Raw genomic sequence first — 23,557 nt, forward strand, 5'->3', positions numbered from 1 at the left:
TTCGAATCGTAAAGATTCATCAAATCGATAATTTATATCATAAAATATTAATTAGGATAAGAAGGGGTGGAGTACTTGCAAGAAGTTTCTGAGTTTCGTATGCCAAAGTCGGTATTATATGGAAGGAATTCGCTTGAAAAACTGGGGGAACAATCAAAAAAGTTAGGGAAAAGAGCTTTTATAGTTACTGATACAATTATGGAGAAATTAGGATATGTTGAAAAGTGTATAAAACAACTAAATAAGAAAAGTATTACTGTTAGTACATATAATAAAGTAGATGCTGAGCCTACAAATATACACGTGTTAGAAGCGTTATCTCTTTGTAAAGAGGAAAAGTGTGATTTTATTATCGGTATTGGTGGTGGAAGTTGTATTGATGCTGCGAAAGCAGTAGCGGTTTTATATACAAATGGTGGAGAAGTTGAGGATTATGTCCAAAAGGATATTGAAATAGAAAACAACCCACTACCACTTATTGCAATTCCGACAACTTCTGGTACTGGATCGGAAGTTACAAGTGTAGCAGTAATTACGAATAAAAAAACAGATGTAAAAATGATGCTGAAGCATCCTAGTTTTATACCGAAAGTAGCAATTATAGATCCAGTTTTGACAAGTTCATTACCACCACAAATTACGGCAGCAACAGGAATAGATGCGTTATGTCATGCAATTGAAGCGTATATTTCTAAAGTTTCACAACCACTTACAGATGTACTTGCTCTTTCAGCTATTGAAAGTATTATGAAATATTTACGTATAGCATATGAAGATGGACGTAATATGGAGGCAAGAGAAGCGATGATGATTGCTTCCTTACAAGCTGGAATTGCATTTTCTAATGCATCAGTTACATTAGTTCATGGAATGTCAAGGCCAGTGGGAGCATTATTTCATGTACCGCATGGAATATCAAATGCCATATTATTACCTACAGTGTTAGAGTTTACAAAAACAAGTGCAATGAAAAGGTTGGCAAAAATTGGACGTAGTTTAAATAAGGATTTGTATTCGAATTCTGATGAGGAAGTAGCAGACTACACGCTTGGTGAAATAAAAAAACTTTGCCTTGATCTTCGTATTCCAAATTTAAAAGAATACGGAATCGATGAAATTGAATTTGAAAATGCTATTTCTAAAATGGCATCAGATGCAATTGAAAGTGGTAGCCCAGCTAATAACCCACGTGTTCCATCATATGATGAAATCAAAGAGCTGTATCGAGAGTGTTTTAATTATAAGTATAAAGAATTTATAAAAACATCAGATTGTTAATTTCAGAATATTCTATAAAAATTTCCTTGGAAATGAAAGTAGAATTATTCTTTAATATTTCCGTATTTCCGTTAAAACAAGACTTTATATTCCAAACTTAAAGTCTTGTTTTATTATGTATAATATACATAATAAAACATTGCTATTAGTTTCATGAAAATAGTTTAGGTAGGTGTTTGTATGAAAACGATAGGTCTTATAGGTGGTATGAGTTGGGAATCAACTTCTGAATATTATCGAATTATTAATGAAGAAATAAAAGAGAGATTAGGAGGGCTACATTGAGCAAAATGTTTGATTAATAGTGTGGACTTTGAAGAGATTGAAAGATTCCAGTCTAGAGGAGATTGGAATGGAGCAGGTGAAGTTTTAGCGAATGCGGCGTATTCATTACAGAAGGGAGGAGCAGACTTTATAATCATTTGTACAAATACAATGCATAAGGTAGTTGGAAAAATAAAGGAGAAAATTGATATTCCAGTCTTACATATTGCAGATGCAACTGCAAAAGCAATTAAAAGAAAAGACATTCAAAAGGTTGGTCTGATTGGAACTAAATATACAATGGAGCAAGATTTCTATAAGTCACGTATAGAAGAAAATAATATAAAAGTAATAGTACCATCAGAAAAAAATAGAAAAGAAATAAATAAAGTAATATATACAGAATTATGTTTAGGAAAAATAGTATTTCAATCTAGAGAGTATTATAAAAGGGTTATAGAAGAATTAGTACAAGAAGGAGCACAAGGAATTATATTAGGTTGTACGGAAATAGGTTTATTAATAAAGCAAGAAAACGTATCAGTCCCGATATTTGATACGACTTATATACATGCAATTGAAGCAGTCAAGGTAGCTTTAGATAAATAGATTATAATTATATTATGTAAACTTAATTCATATATCTGGAAAACATTCAGAAAATATTTTATAATGTAAGTGGTTACATTTAAGGGGGAATGCGTATGTTTTCAGTTCAACCAATCGCATTTGTACATAATGAAAGAAAGGAAATAAAAGATGATGATTGGGGAGAAGTAAGATCCCGTATAACTTTAACTGAAATGTATGCAGAAGAAAGTATACAAGGGATTGAAGATTTTTCCCATATTGAAGTTGTTTTTTATTTTCATAAAGTAACTGACGAGCAAATTCAGTATTTTGCTAGACATCCTAGAAATAATAAAGATTATCCTGAAGTAGGTATTTTTGCACAGCGCGGAAAAAATCGCCCGAATCGCATAGGTGTAACAATTGTAAAGGTGATCAAAAGAGAAAGTAAATCAATTATTGTTGAGGGATTAGATGCTATTAATGGTACTCCTATATTGGATATAAAACCAATAATGAAAGAGTTTATGCCGAAAGAAGAAATACACCAGCCTAAATGGGCAACGGATATAATGAGACAGTATTGGAAGGGGAATGGAGTAAAATGAGAATATATGAGGCAACAATTGCAGATTTAGATGGACTAGCATCAGTTTTTAATAACTATCGCATGTTTTATAGGCAGGATTCTGATTTAGAAGGTGCAAAAGTATTTTTACGAAATCGAATTGAGAAAAAAGAGTCCGTTATTTTCGTAGCAGTTGAAGACGGCGAATATATTGGGTTCACACAACTATATCCATCATTTTCTTCCATTTCAATGAAAGAATTATGGATTTTAAATGATTTATTTGTACAAGCGGCGAAGCGTGGAGCCGGAACAGGTAAAAAATTATTAGAAGCTGCTAAAGAATACGCATTAGAGAATGGAGCAAAAGGTGTAAAATTGCAAACAGAGATTGATAATTTATCAGCACAACGATTATATGCTGAAAATGGTTATTTGAGAGATAATCGTTATTTCCACTACGAATTAACGTTTTAAAAAATTAAGTTGAAAGAGACATTTTCAAGAAAAAGAATTTCTTTGTAATGAGAAATTCTTTTTTATTTTTGCCTAAATTAAACATGAAGAAAACGATATTTATTTATTGTTAAACGATAAATAATATGATAAAATTATGTTATCATTAAATAAATGAGGTATTGTAAATGAATCTTAACCGAAGTTCAACAACGTTCTTAAAAGTAATTATTTTTCTTGCTGGAATTTCAGTACTTGCTTTATGCATATTTTTAGTGCCGGAAATGGCGGATTTCACAGAGAATTTGTATCCTAATATTGCTTCGATAAAATATCTTGTTTTCATTGTGATGTATGGAGCAGCTGTGCCTTTTTACGTTGCTCTTTATCAGGCTTTCAATCTTTTACAGTATATTGACGAGAACACAGCGTTCTCGGAATTATCTGTAAAAGCGTTAAAGAATATAAAGCACTGTGCAGTTACAATCAGTGGTTTGTATGTATTGGGTTTGCCACTTTTTCATTTTATAGCGAAAAAAATGGACCCTCCTATTGGGTTAGTGGGACTTATTATCGTTTTTGCTTCGCTCGTTATCGCCGTTTTTGCCGCTATCCTTCAACGCCTTCTACAAGAAGCAATTAACATAAAATCAGAAAATGATTTGACAGTCTGAGGTGGTTGATATGACAATTATTATTAATATTGACGTCATGTTAGCAAAACGAAAGATGAGTGTAACGGAGCTTTCGGAGAAGGTTGGAATTACGATGGCGAATCTTTCTATTTTGAAAAATGGGAAAGCAAAAGCGGTTCGTTTTTCAACATTAGAAGCGATATGTAAAGCTTTGGAGTGTCAGCCAGGGGATATTTTGGAGTATAAAAACGATGAGAATACTCAATAAAAAAAGATAACAAATGTAAATAATAGAAGTCAATAAAGAAGGGATAGCCACTAAGCTATTCCTTCTTTACGTTAATTGCTGTTACTAATAAAAAATAAAATTTGAATTGCAATGTTTGCGTATCAAAAGGGAACTTGCTACCTTTTGAGGTGATCCGTTTTATGGAAGACAATTATTTTCCAAAAAGGCTATTTTAACTATGTTTTAAATTATTTTGAGTGAATCAAAATCTTCATTTGTATTATAGTTGATTTAAAACCCAGTTTGTTGCATCTTCAAAGTTATCTGCAATGTAGTTTGGTTCAATATGTGCCCATTTGTCTCGGTACGTATGCAAAGCATCATACCCAGCGCCTGTTCGGACTAGAATCGTTGTTGCATTTACTTTTGCTCCTGCAACAATATCAGTCCAGCGATCACCAACTACAGCACATTGTGTTAAATCAAGCCCATGTTTTTTTGCTGCTTTAAGCAGCATGCCTGTACTTGGTTTACGGCATTCACAACCATCACCGTGTTTATGAGGACATACATAAATATCATCAAAACCGAAGCCTTCTAATTCTTGTACAAAATCGGCTACAGTTGCTATTCCATCTGCGATACCAGGTTGATTTGTGAAAGAGAAAATTTTTATATTTTTAGCTTTTAGTTTTTGCAAGGATGTTTTTGTGAATGGAAATAATGTAAAAGATCCCGGATAATGTATTGTAGTGTCACCACCAATTGTACCGTCATGATCAATGAAAATTGCTTTAATGTTTGTCATAGTTATAGTCCCTTCAATTATAAGTAGTTTAAAAATGTTTTACAAATCGGTAGCCATTTACTTCATACCCTAATTTTTTGTAAAAAGGATGAGCTTCTACTCTTTTTGTTCCACTAACTAGCCATGTGCCAATGCAATTATGTTTCTTTGCTAATTGCTCTGCATAATCCATCAACACTTGTCCAATGCCTTTCCGTCGTATGTTAGAATCGACGCTAATAATTGAAATCTCTCCATAACGTGTTACATCTTCTAAATTTTCACGTATACGAAATCCAAGTAATCCAAATATAGCTTCTTCTTCTTCTTCGTAAACATATAAAAAATCAAACGGACTCATTTGTACGAATTGTAATCGATTGTTCATATCTTCATAGGAAATAGAGGAACCTTTTAATTCTTTCGTTAAAGAACAAAGTGCGTCTATATCATCTATCGTTGCTTCACGAATTTGAAAAGACATATTATCCACTCCAATAAAATGTAATCAAACATTTAATATTCTGTTAAAAAATGTTTTTTCCTGCTATGAAAATAAATATTTTATAATGATATATAGATAGTTATATGTTATTCTTTTCCTTGATTGTATTGGAAATGGAAAGAGGGGAAATACATGTTAGAAGTAAATATCCGCTCAGCTGGATATGAAATAGGCGAAGAAACAATTCATAATATAGCTTTTTCTATCGAAAAAGGTGAACTAGTTGCTCTTATTGGAGCAAATGGTGCTGGGAAGAGTACGACGATAAAAACGATGCTCGGATTACTTGTAAATATGGACGGTGAAATATCATTCGGTGAAAAGAAAAATCCGTATGCATACGTGCCAGAACATCCAACATACTATGATTACTTGACGCTCTGGGAACATATTGAATTATTAATGGCTGCTCGTGGAAGTGAAATGGGAAGCTGGGAAGAACGAGCGGAACAATTATTACATACTTTTCGAATGGATAAGCATAAACATGAGTATTTATCAAAGTTTTCAAAAGGTATGAAACAAAAATCGATGCTAATATTGGCGTTTTTAACTGAGCCAGATTTTTATATCATTGATGAACCCTTTATCGGTTTAGATCCAGTAGCTACGAAAGAGTTTTTAAGTTATTTATATAAAGAAAAAGAGCGCAGAGCAGGAATTTTACTTTGTACGCACGTATTGGATACTGCTGAAAAAATTTGTGAAAGATTTTTACTCATTTCACAAGGTACATTAGTCGCAGATGGACATTTAGAATCTATTCAAATGTTAGCGGAAATGCCGGGTAGCTCATTACTAGACTGCTTTGATGTAATCGTAAGGCGTGAACAACATGATTAAACAACAATTTTATAAAAGATTACGCCATGAGCTTCAGCGGAAGTGGAAGTCTATACGTTCGGTAACAGATTGGACAGTCGCATTATATATTATTATACCAGCACTTATATTTATGGGAATCTATTATAGGTCACTATGGATAAATGAATTATCAACGGAAGAGACGATTTATTTCGGATTAGGATTACTCGCATTTTATCTAGTAACATATCCGAGAGGAGTTCGTTCATTTTTTGAGCAAGCGGATAGTTTATTTTTAATTTCGTATGCAACACATATGCAAAAATTAGTCCAGTATGGCATGATGTACACATTTGTTCGAATAGCGATAACGAATATAATATTAGTCGTTATTATGTTACCGGTGTTGATGAAAAGTATCGGAGTAACAGAGATACAAGTCCTATTATTTTGGGTATTCTTTACTATATTTCGATTTATGATGTCGTTGTTAACGAGATTTATTCATGTACATGCGGAGAAACGATGGGTTTTATGGATTGTAAAAAATGTAGTATTTTCTATGAGCGTGTCCTTTTTTGGAATTAGTTTATTTTTTATTTATAAAAATCCATTTTATTCAATTCTATTTATCGGTTTAGTAATTTTCTTAAGTAGTGTATTAGTAAAAGCGAAAATGAATTATAAAAAGTTCTTTTTTAAAGAAATTGAGAAAGAAAAGGAGGAAAGCATGCGCTGGACGAGCGGAATTATGCAAGTTGGTGGTCATGCGGCTAAACCGAGTAGTTCGAATAAAAAACCGTGGATGTTTCCGTACTCTAAAAGACTTTTAGGAAAAAAAGCTGATTCTCGTATTGTCGAATCTTTTTTGAAAGAATTTTTCCGTACAAGTACTGCACGAATATTTTATATTCAAATTGTATGTATCAGTACTGCAAGTATAATTATGACTCCTAGGTGGATTGCAGCTATTGTTCTCGTATTTGCTGTAGTTGCAATTTCTCGCTATGCACGTGATTATTGGAATGAATTTACGAATAAGATGTTTCTTCATTTATATTGTGATGAAGGGAACTTACTTTTGTTAAGATGGAAGGCAAATCGTTATTTACTACTACCAGCAATACTTTTGTATGGAATAGTTATACTTGCCCAGTTTTATTTATTGCCAGCTGTGATTGGTGGCATTATTTTTATTTTATTAATTGTATGGATTGTATTTTTACCATTAAAAAAGAGCCATTGACGGCTCTTTTTCTAGTCTGTAACACATTGATAAATAAAATATACTAAAACGAGTATGCTTGCGGCGGAATACATGACATCTAAAGTCATCTGATCGCCTCCTTATTATTGTTGTATTTTTATTGTATGAAACCTTACAATTTCATATTCAAGTGAAAAATATGTGAACGTTAACAAAATTGTAAAGTGCAAAAATTACAATCATTTTGTATAATAGAAGAAACCACCGTTATATAAAAAAATAATGAGTGAAAGGGGAGGGAACATAAATGCCAAATTGGTTTAGAAAAACCTTAGTCGCATTAATTACCGTATTTACATTTGGTTTAGTGACGCCTCCTTCCATATTACTTGATAATGCCAAAGCTGCGGACAAGCCTACGAGCACAGCTGGGCAACAAAGTTTGGAGAGCACGTCCTATACATATGAAGAAACGAATGACAGGTTAACCACCGATACTTTTATTACTTATGCAATGCAAGAAGCAGAAAAGCAGTCGATGCAAAAGTTTGGTACTAAAATTGGTCCAGTAATTGAAGATGAGTTTAAAGATGTAATATTACCGAAAATTGAAGAGGCAATTGCTGAGCTTGCTAGTGATGTACCAGAAGATTCACTACAATCATTAGCGATTTCTCAAAAACCAGCTGGTGGAAATAATGAAAAGATTTTTCACGTCTACGATACGAAATCAGGAAATGATTTATTGCGTTTCCATGTAAGAAGAGATCATCCGCCGCAAGATGGTTATTATTTTAATTTCCATTATCACCGTTTTGATGATGGATACTCTGGACATCATGAGTTAGGAAATATTTATTGGAATACGAATGTACCGCCGAAATGGTTGTCTTAAAAAGAACAAGAGAAAATCTTGTTCTTTTTTATTTTTATAGAAGGGACAGACAACTATGTTGTTGAATAACATAGGTTTAGAAAAAAGAAGCAAAAGGAGTATGGAGATGCAAAAATATATTGTTTTTGACTTTGATGGCACATTAGTAGATTCACAAAATATATTTGTACCGATTTATAATCAACTTGCTGAAAAACATGGATATAAAGCAGTAAAGGAAGACGAAATTGAACATTTACGTAAATTAACGATGACAGAGAGATGTAAACAACTCGATGTACCACTGTATAAATTACCGATATTAGCTTTGGAATTTTATAAATTGTATCAGCCTGCTATAAAAAATCTTGTTTTATTTCATGGGATGAAGGATGTATTAGATGAACTACATAAAACAGGATACGGTATTGCGGTCATATCATCTAACTCAGAAGAGCATATTCGGGCGTTTTTGCACAATAATGGTATCGAAAATATTCAAGAAGTGTATTGTTCTAAAAATTTGTTTGGTAAAGATAAAATGATAAAAAGATTTTTAAAATCGAAAAAGATAACAGAGCAAGATATGTTATACATTGGTGATGAACAGCGAGATGTAGCAGCTTGTAAAAAGGCTGGGGTGAATGTAATTTGGGTATCTTGGGGATATGATGTTATTGAAACAGTGAAAAAAGACGCACCCGATTATATGGTTCATAAGCCGATGGAAATTGTGCAAGTAGTACAAGGAGTGTATTCATCATATTGAATTTTGAGTAGCAAATTTAGAGGAATCCATTTCTTATTATGATAAGTTGTTTCCGATAATTGGATGGAGAAAGTTAAATGAAGTAGCATATAGCACGGGAGAAAGTGAAATATACTTTAAAGAAGTAGATGAGGAAATCGTAAGGACGTTAGGTCCTAGACATATTTGTTATCAAGCTATTCATAGAGAAGTAGTTGATGAAGTAGCAGATTTTCTTTCTAGTACGAAAGTGAAGGTAATACGTGGTCCAATTGAAATGAATCATTATTCAAAAAGGTACTATACGATTGATTTTTACGATTCGAATGGATTTATTGTAGAAGTAGCCTATACACCAAATGCAGAAATGTGAGGGGAATAGATATGAAGATAATTACAGCACGGCAAAACAATATACAAATTGTAAAAGATGCAGCGAATATTGAAGAAATTTCTAAAGGTTTCTCTCCAGATAAGAAATATGTAATTACGAATGCAAATAATGAAAAATATTTATTTCGGACAGGAGATATAAAAGAGTATGAAAGAAAGAAAATAGAGTTTCAAATTTTAAATGAAATGGTAAAACGTAACGTACAGGCACAAAGGCCAATTGAAATAGGTATATTGGAAGAAGAAGGTGTATGCTATAGTATTTTTTCATATTTAGAAGGGGAAGATGCGAAGAAGCTATTGCCTACGTATTCACCAAAAGAACAATATGATATTGGCATAGAGGCAGGAAAAGATTTAGCAAAAATGCATACATATGAAGCTCCTAATGATATACTTCCATGGCATGAAAGAGCAATGAAAAAACATAGTAAATATTTAGAAGCATACAAAACATGCGGAATAAAAATAAAAAATGATGATAAGATTATTAAGTTTATAGATGAAAATGAAATGTATGTAAAGGATCGCCCAAATCGATTTCAACACGATGATTTTCATTTAGAAAATATAATTGTACGGGATGGGAAATATGTAGGTGTAGTTGATTTTAATGGTTATGACTGGGGCGATCCACTGCATGATTTCGTGAAAATTGCACTATTTGCAAGGGACATTAGTATTCCGTATTCAATCGGACAAATAGAAGGATACTTTAATAGGAGAATACCAGAGGAGTTCTGGAAATTATATGCGGTGTACGTTGGTATGACAGTTTTCTCATCAGTTGTCTGGACATTAAGAGCAGCACCACATATGTTGGATGATACGTTAGAGCGTCTTACTATTGTATTGGAAGATCATAAAAACTTTGAGTTATCAAAACCAAGTTGGTTTCAACCAGATAAGATTGATATGAAATAGAAAAGGTAGGTGTGATTTGCACCTACCTTTATTTTTTACCATCAAAATAATTATTTAATTTTCTTAAATGTAAGCGGCTGTGTACTTAACATAGCAGGTACATGTAACTGAAGGGATGGGAATTCACCACTTACATTCATTTCATAAGCGAATAATAAGCTCATTTTCATTTGGAATAAGTCAACTTTTGTAGAGAAGATGTCGTAATGATGATGCCCTAATTGAATATCCATTTCCATAAATTGTACATATAACGAATCATCTCGTTTGTATACTTGTAATGTTCCGTATGCAGGATGTTCAAAAGTACCAGTATAATCCTCTAACTTGTGCGAAGGTGTAGTCCCTTTAATTTGTTCAGGGAGGGATTCAGTTGCTTCTTTCATCATTTCCTTCATTTTTTTAGTATCTTCTACAGCACGTTTATGCCAATCAATGGATTCTAATTCAAGTAGTTCGTCATAAATTTGATTAGCGAGATAAGTAGGAAGTAATGTTCCTCCAGCATTCGTTAAAATGACAAGGCCTATGTTTTCTGTTGGTATAAATGAAACAAGCGCTGAAAATCCATCGATATTACCGCCATGATGAATCACTTTTTTACCACGATAAGCGCTAATAAACCAACCAAGACCGTAACTATTTAATGGAGATTCAGGGAGTGATAAAACCGGTTGGTCTGGAATTGAATTGTGTGGTGTATACATTTGTTGTAATAATTCAGAGGAGATTAATTCATGATCTCCAAATTTTCCTTCATTTAAGTGGAGAAGTACCCAATTTGCCATATCTTCAATTGTGGAATTAATACACCCAGCAGCGCCAACTGTATCGATGTTACGGAATGGAACTGCTTTTATTTCACCGTCATTTTCAATGTAAGGTAAAGCATAATCATCTGTAGTTTGTGAATCGTTAACAGAGAAGTTTGTATGTCTCATATTTAAAGGTTCTAAAATATGTTCTGTAGTGTATTGCTCCCACGTTTGATTTGTAATGTTTTCAACAATGTAGCTAATTGTTGCATACATTAAGTTGTTATATAGAAATGCAGTCCGGAACGGTGCATCAAGTGGTAAATGTTTTATTTTTTCAACGAGATCTTTTCGAGATAAGGAAGAACTATACCAAAGAGCCTCATGACGACTCACTCCAGTTCGATGAGAAGCTAAATCCCGTCCTGTAACTTGTGAGCTAGCAAGTAGTTCAGATAAAGTAAAGTTAGGTATATAAGACTGGATAGGGGTATCCCAATTAAACTTTTTTTGCTGTGCTAACAAGCTTAATGAAAGTGTGCCAAATGCTTTCGTTGAGGAACCGATTGCGAATCGAGTATTCGGTGTAACAGCTTCTTTTGTTTCTATATTACGATAGCCGAAACCTTCTGAAATAATAACTTCACCGTCTTTTATAACAGCGACAGCAGCACCAGGAACATTTAAATCCTTCATCATTTTTTCAACCGCTGTTTGTAAAGAAGTCATAACAGGCGTTTCAATTTTAGACATACTTCTAACCTCCAAATATAAATTTTGTTCTACCGCACTATACTTTCGGTAATAGAAAATGAAAACCTTTTTAAATTTGGAAAGTTAATAATTTTGTAAGAATTAGCGGAAGAAATTTTATTAATTAGGATTATTAAATTTACCATTTTTCATGTTATGATAAATTGCATATACGATTGAAAGAAGGTTTTCCTACATATGAAACATGCTGAAAATGAATACTTAAATTTATGCCGCCATGTAATGGAACATGGTACGAAGAAAGAAGATCGTACAGGGACAGGAACTGTATCTGTATTTGGATATCAAATGCGTTTTGATTTGAGTAAAGGATTTCCTTTATTAACGACAAAAAGAGTACCATTTCGCCTTGTAGCAAGTGAACTACTTTGGTTTATGAAAGGTGATACAAATATTCGCTATTTATTGCAGCATAATAATAATATTTGGAATGAATGGGCGTTTAAGAGCTGGGTAGAAAGTGATGAGTATACTGGTCCTGACATGACGGATTTTGGTCTTCGCTCACAACAAGATGAAGAATTTAAAGTACAGTACGATGAGCAGATGGAATTGTTTAAAAAGAACGTTTTAGAAGATGATGATTTCTCAAATAAATATGGTTATTTAGGAGACGTTTACGGTAAACAGTGGCGAGCTTGGAAAACGACAGCTGGTGAGACACTTGATCAATTAAAAGATGTAATTGAAATGATTAAAAAAACACCAGACTCACGTCGTTTAATCGTTTCTGCTTGGAATCCTGAAGACGTACCAAGTATGGCATTACCCCCTTGTCATACATTATTCCAGTTTTATGTAGCGGACGGAAAGCTTTCTTGTCAGCTATATCAAAGAAGTGGTGACATATTCCTTGGAATACCATTTAACATCGCAAGTTATTCACTACTAACACATTTAATTGCACACGAATGTGGTCTTGAAGTAGGGGAATTTGTTCATACAATTGGTGATGCACACATTTATACAAATCATTTTGAACAAGTAGAAAAGCAATTGGCACGTGAACCACGTCCGTTCCCGAAACTTACATTAAATCCAGATGTGAAATCTGTTTTCGATTTTGAAATGGAAGATTTAACGATTGAAGGATACGATCCGCATCCAGCAATTAAAGCACCGGTTGCAGTATAATTGTAGAGGAGATGAAAAAATGATTGTTTCATTTATGGTCGCAATGGACGAAAATAGAGTAATTGGTAAAGATAATAATTTACCTTGGCGTTTACCGAGTGAATTACAATACGTGAAGAAAACAACGATGGGTCACCCGCTTATTATGGGAAGAAAGAACTATGAAGCGATTGGTAGACCGCTGCCTGGAAGACGTAATATTATTGTAACTCGTAATGAAGGATATCACGTTGAAGGATGTGAAGTTGTTCATTCTGTAGAAGAAGTATTCGAACTATGTAAAAATGAAGAAGAGATTTTTATTTTTGGCGGAGCGCAAATTTACGATCTCTTTTTACCATACGTAGACAAGTTGTATATAACAAAAATTCATTATGCATTTGAAGGAGATACATTCTTCCCAGAAATGGATATGACAAATTGGAAAGAGATTTTTGTAGAAAAAGGTTTAACAGATGAAAAAAACCCGTATACGTATTATTACCACGTATATGAGAAACAACAATAATAAAGAAGATTGATGTGAGAATTCGCATCAATCTTTTTATTTATATTCACCAATATAAGTTTATAGATGAGATTCGATAGTGCTATAATGATAGGTAGCATGTAAAAATGCTAAAATTTTCAAAAGTACTAATATAGAAAGAGGAGGAGAATCGATTGAGAAAGATATGGGGGATTCTTTTTCTTTGCTTAACATTCATGTTAGTTGGATGTGGTAAAGAAGAAAAACCACAAGAAGCGTTTGATACATATGTAAAAGCGTGGAATAAACAAAAATTTGCAGATATGTATGATCAACTATCAAAAAATGCAAAAAAAGATATTTCAAAGAAAGAGTTTACTGAGAAATATGAAAAAATTTATTCTGGTATCGAAGTGAAAGACTTAAAGGTAGAAACAGGGGAAGTAAAAGAAGATAAAAAAGATGAAGGCCCTGTTCCTTTTAAAGTAAGCATGGATACAGTTGGTGGTAAAATTACTTTTGGCCATGAAGCAAAAATGGTGAAAGAAAAAGATGGAGATAAAGAATCTTGGAAAATAGATTGGACTCCTGATTTTATTTTCCCTGGCATGACGAAAGATAGTAAAGTGCGTATGCAGACAACACAGCCAAAACGTGGTGAAATATACGATCGTAATGGAAAAGGTCTTGCAACGAATGGGAAAGCTTCTGAAATCGGATTGATTCCTGAAAAGTTAGGCGATACTGCTCCGCAAACGAAAGAAACAGTAGCGAAGTTATTAAATATGTCTGTAGAAGAAATTGATCAAAAATTAGCTGCTAAATGGGTAAAACCAGGGTATCTCGTACCAATTGGAATTTTGCCTGAAGGGGCAACGCAAAATACGTACATTGATTTACCAGGTGTTTCAACAAAACCTGTAAATGTTCGTACATATCCGTTAGGGGAAGCGGCAGCTCATCTGACTGGTTATATTGGAAAGGTAAATGCTGAAGATTTAAAAACGCTACAAAAGAAAGGCTATCAAGCTGATGACCCAGTTGGTAAAGCTGGTTTAGAGCAAGTATTAGAGGAAAAGCTACGCGGTAAAAAAGGTGGCCGTGTCTTTGTAGAAGATGCGCAAGGAAAAGAAATTAAAAACTTGGCAAAAACAGATGCTGTTGATGGAGAAAATGTAACTTTAACTATTGATAGTGCTGTTCAAGAAAAAACGTATAATGAAATGAAGGGCGAAGCTGGTTCAAGTGCAGCAATCAATCCGAAAAGTGGAGAAACAATTGTACTAGTAAGTAGTCCAGCATATGATCCTAATTTAATTGCACGAGGAACATCGAAAACGCAACGCGAAGCTTGGAATAATGATCCGAAAAAACCGATGACGAATCGCTTTACACAATTATCGGTACCGGGTTCTGTATTTAAACCAATTACAGCTGCAATTGGTCTTGAAACGAAAACAATCGATCCAAAAGAAGAGTTGAAAATTGAAGGATTAAAATGGACAAAAGATTCTTCTTGGGGTAATTATTATGTAACGCGTGTGAAAGATGCAAATCCGATTGATTTTGATAAGGCGATGAAATACTCGGATAATATTTACTTCGCACAAGAAGCTTTGAAAATCGGAAAAGACAAGTTTATGAGTGAAGCGAAAAAATTCGGATTCGATGAGAAACTACCAATTGAATATGGATTCCCTGCTTCTAAAATTGCAAATGACGGCATTAAAAATGATATTCAAATGGCTGATACAGGATATGGACAAGGTCAAGTATTAATGACTCCTCTTCATTTAGCTTTAACGTATGCGCCAATTGTAAATGATGGAACGATTCCATCACCGTATATTATTAAAACAGATAAACAACCAAAAGCTTGGAAAGAAAATGTAATTTCTAAAGGAAATCAGGATATATTAAAAACTGCTATGACGAAAGTAATTAATGATCCGGATGGTACAGGGAAAATTGCTAAAATTGATGGAATGACTCTTGCTGGAAAAACAGGTACAGCGGAATTAAAAGTATCAAAAGAGGCCGAAGGAAAAGAACTAGGCTGGTTCGCTGCATTTGATTTGAATGCGCCAGATATGGTCATTACAATGATGATTGAAGATGTAAAAGGTAGAGGTGGAAGTAACATTCCAGCTGAAAAAGTAAAACATGTTTTTCAAAAATAATATGTAATAAAAGGCTATCTCTATAATTTATAGAGGTAGCCTTTTTGTATGAGAAGTCTTAATATCTGTATACTAAATTTTAGAGAAACAAAATAAATCATTAACTTACGAAAAAAAAGTAGCTATTTTTTATTGACATTGAATAAAACTTTTTGTATTATACTTACATAAGGTAAGTTATTAACTTTTAAAAAACAAATCTTGAATTGAAGATAAAGAGAAAAAAGGGAGAGAATACAATGACAAAAGTACTATTTATCACAGCAAATCCAAATTCAGCAGAAGGTTCTTTCGGAATGGCAGTAGGGGAAGCTTTCATCGAGGCTTATAAAAACGAGCATCCACAAGACGAAGTTGTAACAATTGATCTATTCAATACTACTGTACCAGCAATCGATGCAGATGTATTTGCTGCTTGGGGTAAATTTGCAGCAGGTGAAGGCTTTGAAACTTTAACGGAAGCTCAACAACAAAAAGTAGCAGCAATGAACACAAACTTAGAAACATTTATGCATGCAGATCGTTATGTATTCGTAACTCCAATGTGGAACTTTAGCTATCCACCAGTAGTAAAAGCATACTTAGATAACGTAGCAATCGCAGGTAAAACATTCAAATATACTGAAAATGGTCCAGTCGGCTTATTAGAAGGTAAAAAAGCACTTCACATTCAAGCAACAGGTGGCGTATATTCTGAAGGAGCATACGCAGCTGTAGACTTCGGACGCAATCATTTAAAAACTGTATTAGGATTTGTCGGTGTAAATGATACTGATTATATTGCAGTTGAGGGTATGAATGCAAACCCTGAAAAAGCACAAGAAATTAAAGAAGCGGCAATTGCTAATGCTCGTGAATTAGCAAAACGTTTTTAATATAGAATGCTTAAAAAGTCCAAACACTTGCTGTTTGGACTTTTTTTCTTCTTTTTCCTTCGTTTGTCTAGTATAATGAAGGTCGGAATGATAATAGGTGGGGGTTCTGTATGATTCAAACGTTTTTTAAAATCTTTTATTTAATTTTAATTGTAATTGCGATTACACCGAGAATGTGGCGTCTTAAAAGACAAGTAAATACGATGGCGCCAAAAGAAAAAGATAATGCTGTGTATAAAACGACAAATTGGTTTGGTAAGAAAATGGTACGTGTAGCTGGAGGGACAGTAGAAGTGAAAGGGCTTGAAAATGTTCCGAAAGACAAGCCGGTACTAGTTGTAAGTAATCACCAAAGTAATATGGATATCCCTGTTTTACTAGGTTACTTAAATAAACCAATTGGATTCGTGTCAAAGGCAGAGATTAAAAAGTTCCCAGTTGTACCAACTTGGATGGAACTTATGAATTGTGTATTTATGGATCGTAGCGATCGTCGTCAATCTCTTAAAGCAATTAAAGATGGAATCGAACTATTAAAGAATGGACATTCTATCGTAATTTTCCCAGAAGGAACGAGAAGTAAAGGTGGCGAAGTTGGAGAGTTTAAGGCTGGTAGTTTCCATCTTGCAGTAAAATCAGGTGTAGCAATTTTACCTGTAACGTTAGATGGTACATATAAGATGTTTGAAGCGAATGGAAATCGTATGAAGTCAGCTCATGCAACAGTAACAATTTCTAAGCCGATTACACCTGAAGAGTATGCGAATATGGATATTAAAGAATTAACGAAGCATACACAGGAAGTTATCGCATTACAATTACATAAGTAATAAAAAAGGTTTCAGCTTATAGTAAGCTGAAACCTTTTTTATTATGCTGTAGGTAAGACATAAAAGAGTACACAGAAGAACATCATCGTACTACCACCTAAAACGAACAGGTGCCATATGGCATGGTTGAAAGGTAGCTTTTCCCAAAGGAAGAATATAGCTCCGACAGAATATAAAATTCCACCTGCTAAAAGTAGTGAAAAACCATGTCCAGTTAGATTTTCATAAAGTGGTTTAATGGCAACGATTATGAGCCAGCCCATAATGATGTAACATAAAGTTGATGCCTTTATAAAGCGACGTACAAAGAAGATTTTGAAGACGATACCTCCGATTGCAAGTGTCCAAATTATAGCAAGCAACGTCCATCCTAATGGGCCACGAAGTGTAATAAGTAGAAAAGGAGTATACGTGCCAGCAATCAATAAATAAATGGCTGAATGATCTAAAATAGTAAATATTTTTTCTACTTTAGGATGATGAATGCTATGTAGCAATGTTGAAAACAAGTACAGTAAGAACATGCTTACACCATAAACAGTAAATGCGACTACAGCTGATGCGGTACCGTGCTTAGAAGCATGAATAATCAATATGATTAAGGCAGGGATGCTTAAAATGGCACCGATACCATGTGTAATTGCATTTGCAATTTCTTCTTTTACAAATTGGGTCATTCGTGTCATTTTTTCAGTCATAATGCAAATCCTTTCTACTATCATAAAATAATATGTCATTTCCCTTACCATATCATACACAAGAGCAATAGAAAATGAAATTTGTATAATTGATTATATTTTTGAATTTTTTTGACAAAAGGCAATGGATTTGTTGACGTTTTCAAACTTTTTTGACAAAATAAAATTATGTAATAGTAGGACAAGGAAACTACTAATAAAGGGGATGGGGAAATGTTTTCAAATATTGGCTTTCCAGGGTTAATTTTAATTTTAGTAGCAGTACTCATTTTATTTGGACCTAAAAAATTGCCGGAAATCGGGAAGGCTTTAGGGGAAACGTTAAAAGAGTTTAAAAAATCAACGAAAGAATTGACAGATGACGCATTTCAAGAAAAGGAAAAGAAAGAAAAACTGTAATGTATTTTCCTTGTAATGGATAAATAAAGTGTGGTGAACGAGATGGAAGATCGGGAAATGAGCGTAGTAGAACATATTGTTGAACTTCGAAAAAGAGTAATATATACAGTGTTATCCTTTGTACTATTTTTAATTATTGGATTTACTTTTACAAAGGATATTTATTTTTGGCTTGTAAAAGATTTACCAATGAAATTAACTGTTCTCGGTCCAAGTGATGTATTGTGGATTTTTTTCTCGATTGCTACAGTATTTGCTATCGTTTGTACAATTCCTTTTGCTGCTATACAAATTTGGTTATTTGTAAAACCGGGTTTACATCCAAATGAACAAAAGATGACAATAATGTATATACCGGTATTGTCTATATTATTTATCGCAGGTTTATGTTTTGGATACTTTATTGTAATGCCGTTTCTATTTCACTTTTTAACTACGATAGGTAATGAAATGTTTAATACGATGTTTACGACAGAAAAGTATTTTCATTTTGTACTTAATTTAACAGTTCCATTTGCGGTGATTTTTGAATTGCCAGTTGTTGTAATGTTTTTAACTAGTATTGGAATACTTACGGCGGAATTTTTAATAAAAATAAGAAGGTACGCTTACGTAGCATTAATTATCATTGCATCTTGTATATCACCGCCTGACTTTTTATCTCATAGTTTAGTTGCGGTGCCGCTTATTTGTATTTATGAAGTAAGTATTGCTTTATCAAAGGTTGTAAGTAAGAGGAAAAAGAAAAGAGAAGAAATGCAGTCGAAAAGTGCCTCGTTATAAAGGCACTTTTTTATTTATTTGTTATACTATAGCTATAAACGTATACAATATATAGAAGAAAAAAATTATAGAATCTCCAAAATTTAGACAAACTTTGCGCTTTTATAAGCTTATACTAAATGTATTAAACAATTGATGGATAATGAGATTCCCGTCTCAGAGATATTTAGGACGGGAAGATGGATTAGGTGGAGATGAATAGAGTATAAATCTTCTAGCCATAAGGACTACAGAAATCATATAAGTCTGATTTTACTCCACTTTAAACCACGTCTTACAGCGCAAAGTAGAGGAAGTTCAAAAATCCAATGAAAAAGAGGATTGATATTGTGATTACGAAAAGTTTTTATTTCACTCATTCAACAGGGGATTGTATTAAAATATTCGAAATCCCTGTCCTACAGGCACAGCATCCATTATCGTTTCTAATTCAGTCTCGTCTTCAATTATTTATTGCAAAAATTCAAAAACAAAAACATCCAAGATTTTCATATTCTTTCCGTGAATATTTACAAAATTGTTTGAAGTGGAATGATTATTTAAATGTATATAAAACAAATACTCTTGAAAAAAATGCATGATATAGAGTAGAGACAGGGTTAGGAGCTCTGTCTTTTTCATTTTAGATATAAAAATATAATTAATTTGATGAAATTTCGTTCCAAATTGTTGAAAGCAGTGGGAATACTAGTATAATAACAAGGAGAGCGTATTGGAAAGGGAAGAATATAATATGCAAAAAATTAAAATTGTAACAGATTCAACGGCAGATTTATCACAAGAGGTAATCGAGAAGTATGACATTCATGTTCTACCATTATCAATCTCTGTAAATGGACAAACATATTTAGATCGCGTTGATCTACAACCAGATGAATTTATTGAAGAAATGATTAAATCAGAGGAACTACCAAAAACATCACAACCTGCAATGGGTACATTTGTAGAAATGTACGACAAGTTAGGTGAAGATGGAAGTGAAGTACTTTCCATTCATATGACAAGTGGAATGAGTGGTACTGTAGCAACTGCAAATAGTGCTGCATCAATGACTGATACAAAAGTAACAGTTGTTGATTCTCAATTTATTACACATGCTTTAGCATATCAAGTGATTGAAGCTGCAAAAATGGCAAATGAAGGACGCTTACTAGAAGAAATTTTAAAACGTGTAGATGAAGTAAGAAAGAATACTCGTTTATATGTAGTAGTAGATACATTAGAAAACTTAGTGAAGGGTGGACGTATCGGTAAAGGAAAGGCGTTTATCGGTTCGCTGCTTAATATAAAGCCAATTGCTAGTCTTGAAGATGGTGTTTATAATCCTGTAACGAAAGTTCGTAGCCAAGGCCAAATTGTAAAAACATTAGCTAAGTTATTTGAGCAAGATACAGCTGGAAAAGTTGTAAAGGCTGTTGCAATTCCGCATGCGAAAGCAATTCCTTTAGCTGAAAGTATGAAAGCGGCGGTTGAAAAAGTGAGTGGGTTTGCTCAATCAGAAATTTTCTATACAACGCCTATAATTAGTACTCATACAGGTCCAGGTGCAATCGGATTTATGTATTTAGCAGAGTAATAAAAAAGCTACTTGAAAATATATTTCAAGTAGCTTTTTTATGTAAATAGAAAGTAAGAAATAAGAAGAGCTATACAGGCACTACCGCTAATGATATAGCGAGTCTGTAAATATTCATTCATAGATAACACCCTTTATCCTGCTATTTGTGGACAGTAAAACTCCCACCTCAAAATTTAGCTGGAGCAAAGAGGTTAGGTGGCGGGCTGTCCGTAAAAGCCCGATTGGTGAAGGTTAATAATCAGTGGGGATAAAGAAACTCCCACTGATTAAAATTTCATTATAGGATTTTCTATATTATATGTTGGATATAGAAAATCAGTCGTTACGTTACACATGTAAAGTTTCAATTTTTTCATTTACTTGCTTATCATTTGTTGCGTTACTATAAATAAAAGTTTGGCCTAAAAAGAGCACATGCAGTTGTTCCCATGGTAACATGCGCAAATTCCAATTATTTCGAAGTCTAGTTATTGCTTCACGAGGTGTTTCATCGGCGAGTGCAAAAGCTCCGTAATGCATCGGTATAAAATGCGTAGCGTTTAAATCTAAATAAGCTTGCACAGCTTCTTCAGGTGAAACATGAGATACTTTCATAAACCATTCTGGTTCATAAGCGCCAATGGGCATAAGAGCAATATCAATTAAAAAGCGTTCACCGATTTTTTTGAAACCTTGGAAATAGCCACTGTCGCCACAAAAATATATGGTTTCCATAGTCGTTTCATTATCAATAATCCATCCGCCCCAGTGAGACGTATTCATATCAAATAAGAATCTTCTCGTCCAGTGCTGAGCAGGTACGAAGTGAAAAGAAACTTCGTTAATTATCGTACTTTCCCACCATTTATACTCTTCTACATGTTTAAATTTCTTACGAGTAAATAATTTTTTCAATCCGATAGGTACAAGATATAGAACATCATCATTCAACTGACGAAGAGTTGAAAAATCTAAATGATCATAATGACCATGTGAAATAAGGACAATATCAATTTTAGGCAGTGCTTCTATAGAGAGTCCAGGTTCTGTAAGTCTTGTAACTAGCTTTAATTTATTGGCCCATACTGGATCTGTTAATATATTAAGTCCATTCGTTTGGATAAGAAAAGTAGAATGCCCAATCCATGTGACAGTCGTTTTTTTTACATTACTTTGCAAAAATGCACTTTGTTTAACGGGTGATTGTTCTACTAAGAAAGAAAAATCTTTTTTGTTTTGCTTTCGTTCTTTACGCCAGCGTAAAAAAGAGCGAATTGATTTTTTTGTACTAACATTATCCATATTTTCATAGCGCTTTGCCATGAACATCACCTCATTTACAATCGTTGTATTTGTATTGTACCGAAATGTTGTTAAGGAATACAGTGTAAAACATGGATTAATGTTTAAGGAATTGTTAAAAAATAGGGAGAGGTATTTACAAAAGTAACAATAAAATTAGTTTTATCAATTCTATTTATAGAAATAATAGTAAAAAAATATATTTTGTCTAGTAATTCGCTTGAAATAAAGAAGTAACATACGTAAATTCGTACGATTTCGTGAACAAATGTAGTAAACAATTTTCTCGTAGTGTTAACTTTTGTTATTATAAACATAACCTATTTAAATTTAGGATAGAGAAAAGAGGTTTATAAATGAAGCGTTATCAAAAAATAATTGGTCTTATGGTTGTATTTTGTCTCTTTGTACTTGCTGGATGTAGTGAATCAGGTTCAAAGCTTCGTAAACCATTAAATTGGGATTTAGAAACTTTCCAATTTACAAATCAAGATGGAAAGCAATTTGGTACAAAAGATTTAAAAGGGAAAGTTTGGGTTGCAGATTTTATGTTCACAAATTGTCAAACAGTTTGTCCACCAATGACTGCAAATATGGCCAAGCTGCAAAAGATGGCAAAAGAAGAGAAGATAGACGTTCAGTTTGTTTCATTTAGTGTAGATCCAGACCTTGATAAGCCGGAAAATCTGAAAGCTTTTATTCAAAAGTTTACAGAGGATACTAGTAACTGGAATTTATTAACGGGATATTCGTTAGAAGATATTACGAAGTTTTCAAAAGATAATTTCCAATCACTTGTAGATAAGCCGGAGAATGGTCAGGTCATGCATGGTACATCATTTTATTTAATTGATCAAAACGGAAAAGTAATGAAAAAGTATAGTGGAATTAGTAATACGCCATATGAAGACATTATACGTGATATGAAGCGATTAGTGGATTAAAAATAAGGGTGCTATGCACCCTTATTTTTTTGCATTAGTCTATGGATAAAATGTCATGTTGTTGGGGAAGTTTCGGCGCCCGAATTTCTAATACGCCGTTTTGATAAGAAGCTTTTGCTGCTTTTTTATTAATTGAATACGGCAACTTAATCAATCTTGATGCTTCTGAAATGGAACGTTCCCGGCGATAATAGTTATGGGATGTTTCTTCTTCTTCTTCGAGTATCTCTTCTTTTACAGAGACTTTTAAGTATTCACTTTGTATTTCAATTTGAATTTGCTCTTTTTGTATACCTGGTAGTTCAGCTGTAACAACGAGTTCTTCACCAACTTCATATAAATCTACAGGGAATGTTAATAAACGGTTTCCTTTTTGGAAAAAATGATTTAAATCAGCGATTACATTGCGAAGAGGTGTTTGCTCGAAGAAATCATCAATTTGCTTTAAGTAATTACGAACCGGTGGGCGAGAAGAATCTTTTTTTTCTTCACTCATGGTATTCCCTCCTAGAAATCAATTTGCAATATCATATGACAAAAGCGGAGAAAGGTGAGTGCCTAGTTTTCATGTTTTCATAAAAAATTGTTAAAAATGTGAAATGGAGTGATTTTTT

General features: G+C 33.4%; 26 protein-coding genes and 2 pseudogenes. 22 read left to right on the plus strand and 6 right to left on the minus strand.

Going from position 1 to position 23,557, the window contains the following annotated elements; all coding sequences use genetic code 11:
- The first annotated feature begins 75 nt into the window (after window positions 1–75).
- The 6 genes and pseudogenes from ATL10_RS04990 (at window position 76) to ATL10_RS05015 (ending at window position 4,039) form a co-directional block, all read left to right on the plus strand.
- The gene (locus ATL10_RS04990; RefSeq protein WP_110496537.1) at window positions 76–1,278 is read left to right on the plus strand and encodes an iron-containing alcohol dehydrogenase; all 1,203 of its coding nucleotides are present in this window, start codon (window positions 76–78) and stop codon (window positions 1,276–1,278) included.
- 180 nt (window positions 1,279–1,458) lie between these two features.
- Window positions 1,459–2,151: pseudogene (locus ATL10_RS04995) on the plus strand (aspartate/glutamate racemase family protein).
- Between the two features lie 95 nt (window positions 2,152–2,246).
- A complete protein-coding gene (locus tag ATL10_RS05000; protein WP_100910317.1) occupies window positions 2,247–2,720 on the plus strand; it encodes an SAM-dependent methyltransferase in 474 nt (157 codons plus the stop codon).
- Window positions 2,717–3,157 (plus strand): GNAT family N-acetyltransferase, encoded by a 441-nt coding sequence (locus tag ATL10_RS05005; RefSeq protein WP_001223866.1) that lies wholly within the window; start codon window positions 2,717–2,719, stop codon window positions 3,155–3,157. The genes ATL10_RS05000 and ATL10_RS05005 overlap by 4 nt, the downstream gene beginning before the upstream one ends.
- 167 nt (window positions 3,158–3,324) lie before the next feature.
- Window positions 3,325–3,810, plus strand: coding sequence for a DUF2975 domain-containing protein (locus ATL10_RS05010; protein WP_097925466.1), 486 nt, complete (start codon window positions 3,325–3,327; stop codon window positions 3,808–3,810).
- A gap of 10 nt (window positions 3,811–3,820) precedes the next feature.
- Entirely contained in the window at window positions 3,821–4,039 is a 219-nt protein-coding gene (locus ATL10_RS05015) for a helix-turn-helix domain-containing protein (protein ID WP_000152534.1), read from the plus strand.
- 241 nt (window positions 4,040–4,280) lie between these two features.
- Here the strand turns inward: ATL10_RS05015 and ATL10_RS05020 are convergent, their stop codons facing one another.
- Both ATL10_RS05020 and ATL10_RS05025 read right to left on the minus strand, forming a co-directional pair.
- Window positions 4,281–4,808 (minus strand): HAD-IIIA family hydrolase, encoded by a 528-nt coding sequence (locus ATL10_RS05020; RefSeq protein WP_110496539.1) that lies wholly within the window; start codon window positions 4,806–4,808, stop codon window positions 4,281–4,283.
- A 28-nt stretch (window positions 4,809–4,836) separates the two neighbouring features.
- Window positions 4,837–5,271 (minus strand): GNAT family N-acetyltransferase, encoded by a 435-nt coding sequence (locus ATL10_RS05025; protein ID WP_016081796.1) that lies wholly within the window; start codon window positions 5,269–5,271, stop codon window positions 4,837–4,839.
- Window positions 5,272–5,424: 153 nt separating this feature from the next.
- Between ATL10_RS05025 and ATL10_RS05030 the strand changes: the two genes are divergently transcribed.
- The 6 genes and pseudogenes from ATL10_RS05030 (at window position 5,425) to ATL10_RS05055 (ending at window position 10,242) form a co-directional block, all read left to right on the plus strand.
- On the plus strand, window positions 5,425–6,135 hold the full coding sequence (locus ATL10_RS05030) for an ABC transporter ATP-binding protein (protein WP_110496541.1): 711 nt from the start codon (window positions 5,425–5,427) through the stop codon (window positions 6,133–6,135).
- Complete coding sequence (locus tag ATL10_RS05035) at window positions 6,128–7,342, plus strand: ABC transporter permease (RefSeq protein ID WP_000595455.1); 1,215 nt, start codon at window positions 6,128–6,130, stop codon at window positions 7,340–7,342. Before ATL10_RS05030 ends, ATL10_RS05035 begins: the two co-directional genes overlap by 8 nt.
- A 268-nt stretch (window positions 7,343–7,610) precedes the next feature.
- On the plus strand, window positions 7,611–8,198 hold the full coding sequence (locus ATL10_RS05040) for a YpjP family protein (protein ID WP_001134421.1): 588 nt from the start codon (window positions 7,611–7,613) through the stop codon (window positions 8,196–8,198).
- Between the two features lie 106 nt (window positions 8,199–8,304).
- On the plus strand, window positions 8,305–8,946 hold the full coding sequence (locus ATL10_RS05045; RefSeq protein WP_001174995.1) for an HAD family hydrolase: 642 nt from the start codon (window positions 8,305–8,307) through the stop codon (window positions 8,944–8,946).
- Window positions 8,933–9,298, plus strand: a pseudogene (locus tag ATL10_RS05050) (VOC family protein). The gene ATL10_RS05045 and the pseudogene ATL10_RS05050 overlap by 14 nt, the downstream one beginning before the upstream one ends.
- An 11-nt stretch (window positions 9,299–9,309) precedes the next feature.
- The gene (locus tag ATL10_RS05055; RefSeq protein ID WP_000692072.1) at window positions 9,310–10,242 is read left to right on the plus strand and encodes an aminoglycoside phosphotransferase family protein; all 933 of its coding nucleotides are present in this window, start codon (window positions 9,310–9,312) and stop codon (window positions 10,240–10,242) included.
- Window positions 10,243–10,292: 50 nt separating this feature from the next.
- On the opposite strand, the gene ATL10_RS05060 is transcribed toward ATL10_RS05055, so the two are convergent.
- Window positions 10,293–11,750 (minus strand): serine hydrolase, encoded by a 1,458-nt coding sequence (locus ATL10_RS05060; RefSeq protein ID WP_061660138.1) that lies wholly within the window; start codon window positions 11,748–11,750, stop codon window positions 10,293–10,295.
- A gap of 198 nt (window positions 11,751–11,948) precedes the next feature.
- Here ATL10_RS05060 and ATL10_RS05065 point away from each other — a divergent pair, with 198 nt between their 5' ends.
- From ATL10_RS05065 to ATL10_RS05085, 5 genes are all read left to right on the plus strand, one after another.
- Complete coding sequence (locus tag ATL10_RS05065) at window positions 11,949–12,905, plus strand: thymidylate synthase (protein ID WP_000679600.1); 957 nt, start codon at window positions 11,949–11,951, stop codon at window positions 12,903–12,905.
- A 19-nt stretch (window positions 12,906–12,924) separates the two neighbouring features.
- Window positions 12,925–13,413, plus strand: a complete 489-nt coding sequence (locus ATL10_RS05070; protein WP_000637207.1) for a dihydrofolate reductase — start codon at window positions 12,925–12,927, stop codon at window positions 13,411–13,413.
- 155 nt (window positions 13,414–13,568) lie between these two features.
- Entirely contained in the window at window positions 13,569–15,554 is a 1,986-nt protein-coding gene (gene pbpC, locus ATL10_RS05075) for a penicillin-binding protein 3 (RefSeq protein ID WP_110496543.1), read from the plus strand.
- Window positions 15,555–15,793: 239 nt separating this feature from the next.
- Window positions 15,794–16,429 (plus strand): FMN-dependent NADH-azoreductase, encoded by a 636-nt coding sequence (locus tag ATL10_RS05080; protein ID WP_000170028.1) that lies wholly within the window; start codon window positions 15,794–15,796, stop codon window positions 16,427–16,429.
- Between the two features lie 110 nt (window positions 16,430–16,539).
- The gene (locus ATL10_RS05085) at window positions 16,540–17,259 is read left to right on the plus strand and encodes a lysophospholipid acyltransferase family protein (RefSeq protein WP_000616580.1); all 720 of its coding nucleotides are present in this window, start codon (window positions 16,540–16,542) and stop codon (window positions 17,257–17,259) included.
- 41 nt (window positions 17,260–17,300) lie between these two features.
- On the opposite strand, the gene trhA is transcribed toward ATL10_RS05085, so the two are convergent.
- The gene (trhA, locus tag ATL10_RS05090; RefSeq protein ID WP_000136890.1) at window positions 17,301–17,957 is read right to left on the minus strand and encodes a PAQR family membrane homeostasis protein TrhA; all 657 of its coding nucleotides are present in this window, start codon (window positions 17,955–17,957) and stop codon (window positions 17,301–17,303) included.
- Between the two features lie 213 nt (window positions 17,958–18,170).
- Between trhA and ATL10_RS05095 the strand changes: the two genes are divergently transcribed.
- The 4 genes from ATL10_RS05095 (at window position 18,171) to ATL10_RS05115 (ending at window position 20,715) form a co-directional block, all read left to right on the plus strand.
- Window positions 18,171–18,356 carry a twin-arginine translocase TatA/TatE family subunit gene (locus ATL10_RS05095; protein WP_000492442.1) on the plus strand — a complete coding sequence of 62 codons (186 nt, stop codon included), beginning with the start codon at window positions 18,171–18,173 and terminating at the stop codon, window positions 18,354–18,356.
- Window positions 18,357–18,398: 42 nt separating this feature from the next.
- Window positions 18,399–19,139 carry a twin-arginine translocase subunit TatC gene (tatC, locus tag ATL10_RS05100; RefSeq protein ID WP_000390119.1) on the plus strand — a complete coding sequence of 247 codons (741 nt, stop codon included), beginning with the start codon at window positions 18,399–18,401 and terminating at the stop codon, window positions 19,137–19,139.
- Window positions 19,140–19,468: 329 nt separating this feature from the next.
- Window positions 19,469–19,720, plus strand: a complete 252-nt coding sequence (locus ATL10_RS05110; protein WP_000629012.1) for a DUF2535 family protein — start codon at window positions 19,469–19,471, stop codon at window positions 19,718–19,720.
- 152 nt (window positions 19,721–19,872) lie between these two features.
- Window positions 19,873–20,715 carry a DegV family protein gene (locus ATL10_RS05115; RefSeq protein ID WP_100910584.1) on the plus strand — a complete coding sequence of 281 codons (843 nt, stop codon included), beginning with the start codon at window positions 19,873–19,875 and terminating at the stop codon, window positions 20,713–20,715.
- A 330-nt stretch (window positions 20,716–21,045) separates the two neighbouring features.
- Here the strand turns inward: ATL10_RS05115 and ATL10_RS05120 are convergent, their stop codons facing one another.
- The gene (locus tag ATL10_RS05120; protein ID WP_142669933.1) at window positions 21,046–22,020 is read right to left on the minus strand and encodes an MBL fold metallo-hydrolase; all 975 of its coding nucleotides are present in this window, start codon (window positions 22,018–22,020) and stop codon (window positions 21,046–21,048) included.
- 335 nt (window positions 22,021–22,355) lie between these two features.
- Between ATL10_RS05120 and ATL10_RS05125 the strand changes: the two genes are divergently transcribed.
- Window positions 22,356–22,943 (plus strand): SCO family protein, encoded by a 588-nt coding sequence (locus ATL10_RS05125; RefSeq protein WP_000833332.1) that lies wholly within the window; start codon window positions 22,356–22,358, stop codon window positions 22,941–22,943.
- A gap of 34 nt (window positions 22,944–22,977) precedes the next feature.
- Here the strand turns inward: ATL10_RS05125 and ATL10_RS05130 are convergent, their stop codons facing one another.
- A complete protein-coding gene (locus ATL10_RS05130) occupies window positions 22,978–23,439 on the minus strand; it encodes an Hsp20/alpha crystallin family protein (protein ID WP_001288086.1) in 462 nt (153 codons plus the stop codon).
- Between the last annotated feature and the right edge of the window lie 118 nt (window positions 23,440–23,557).

This window comes from Bacillus sp. 196mf, assembly GCF_003217275.1.
Lineage (GTDB): Bacteria > Bacillota > Bacilli > Bacillales > Bacillaceae_G > Bacillus_A > Bacillus_A thuringiensis_S.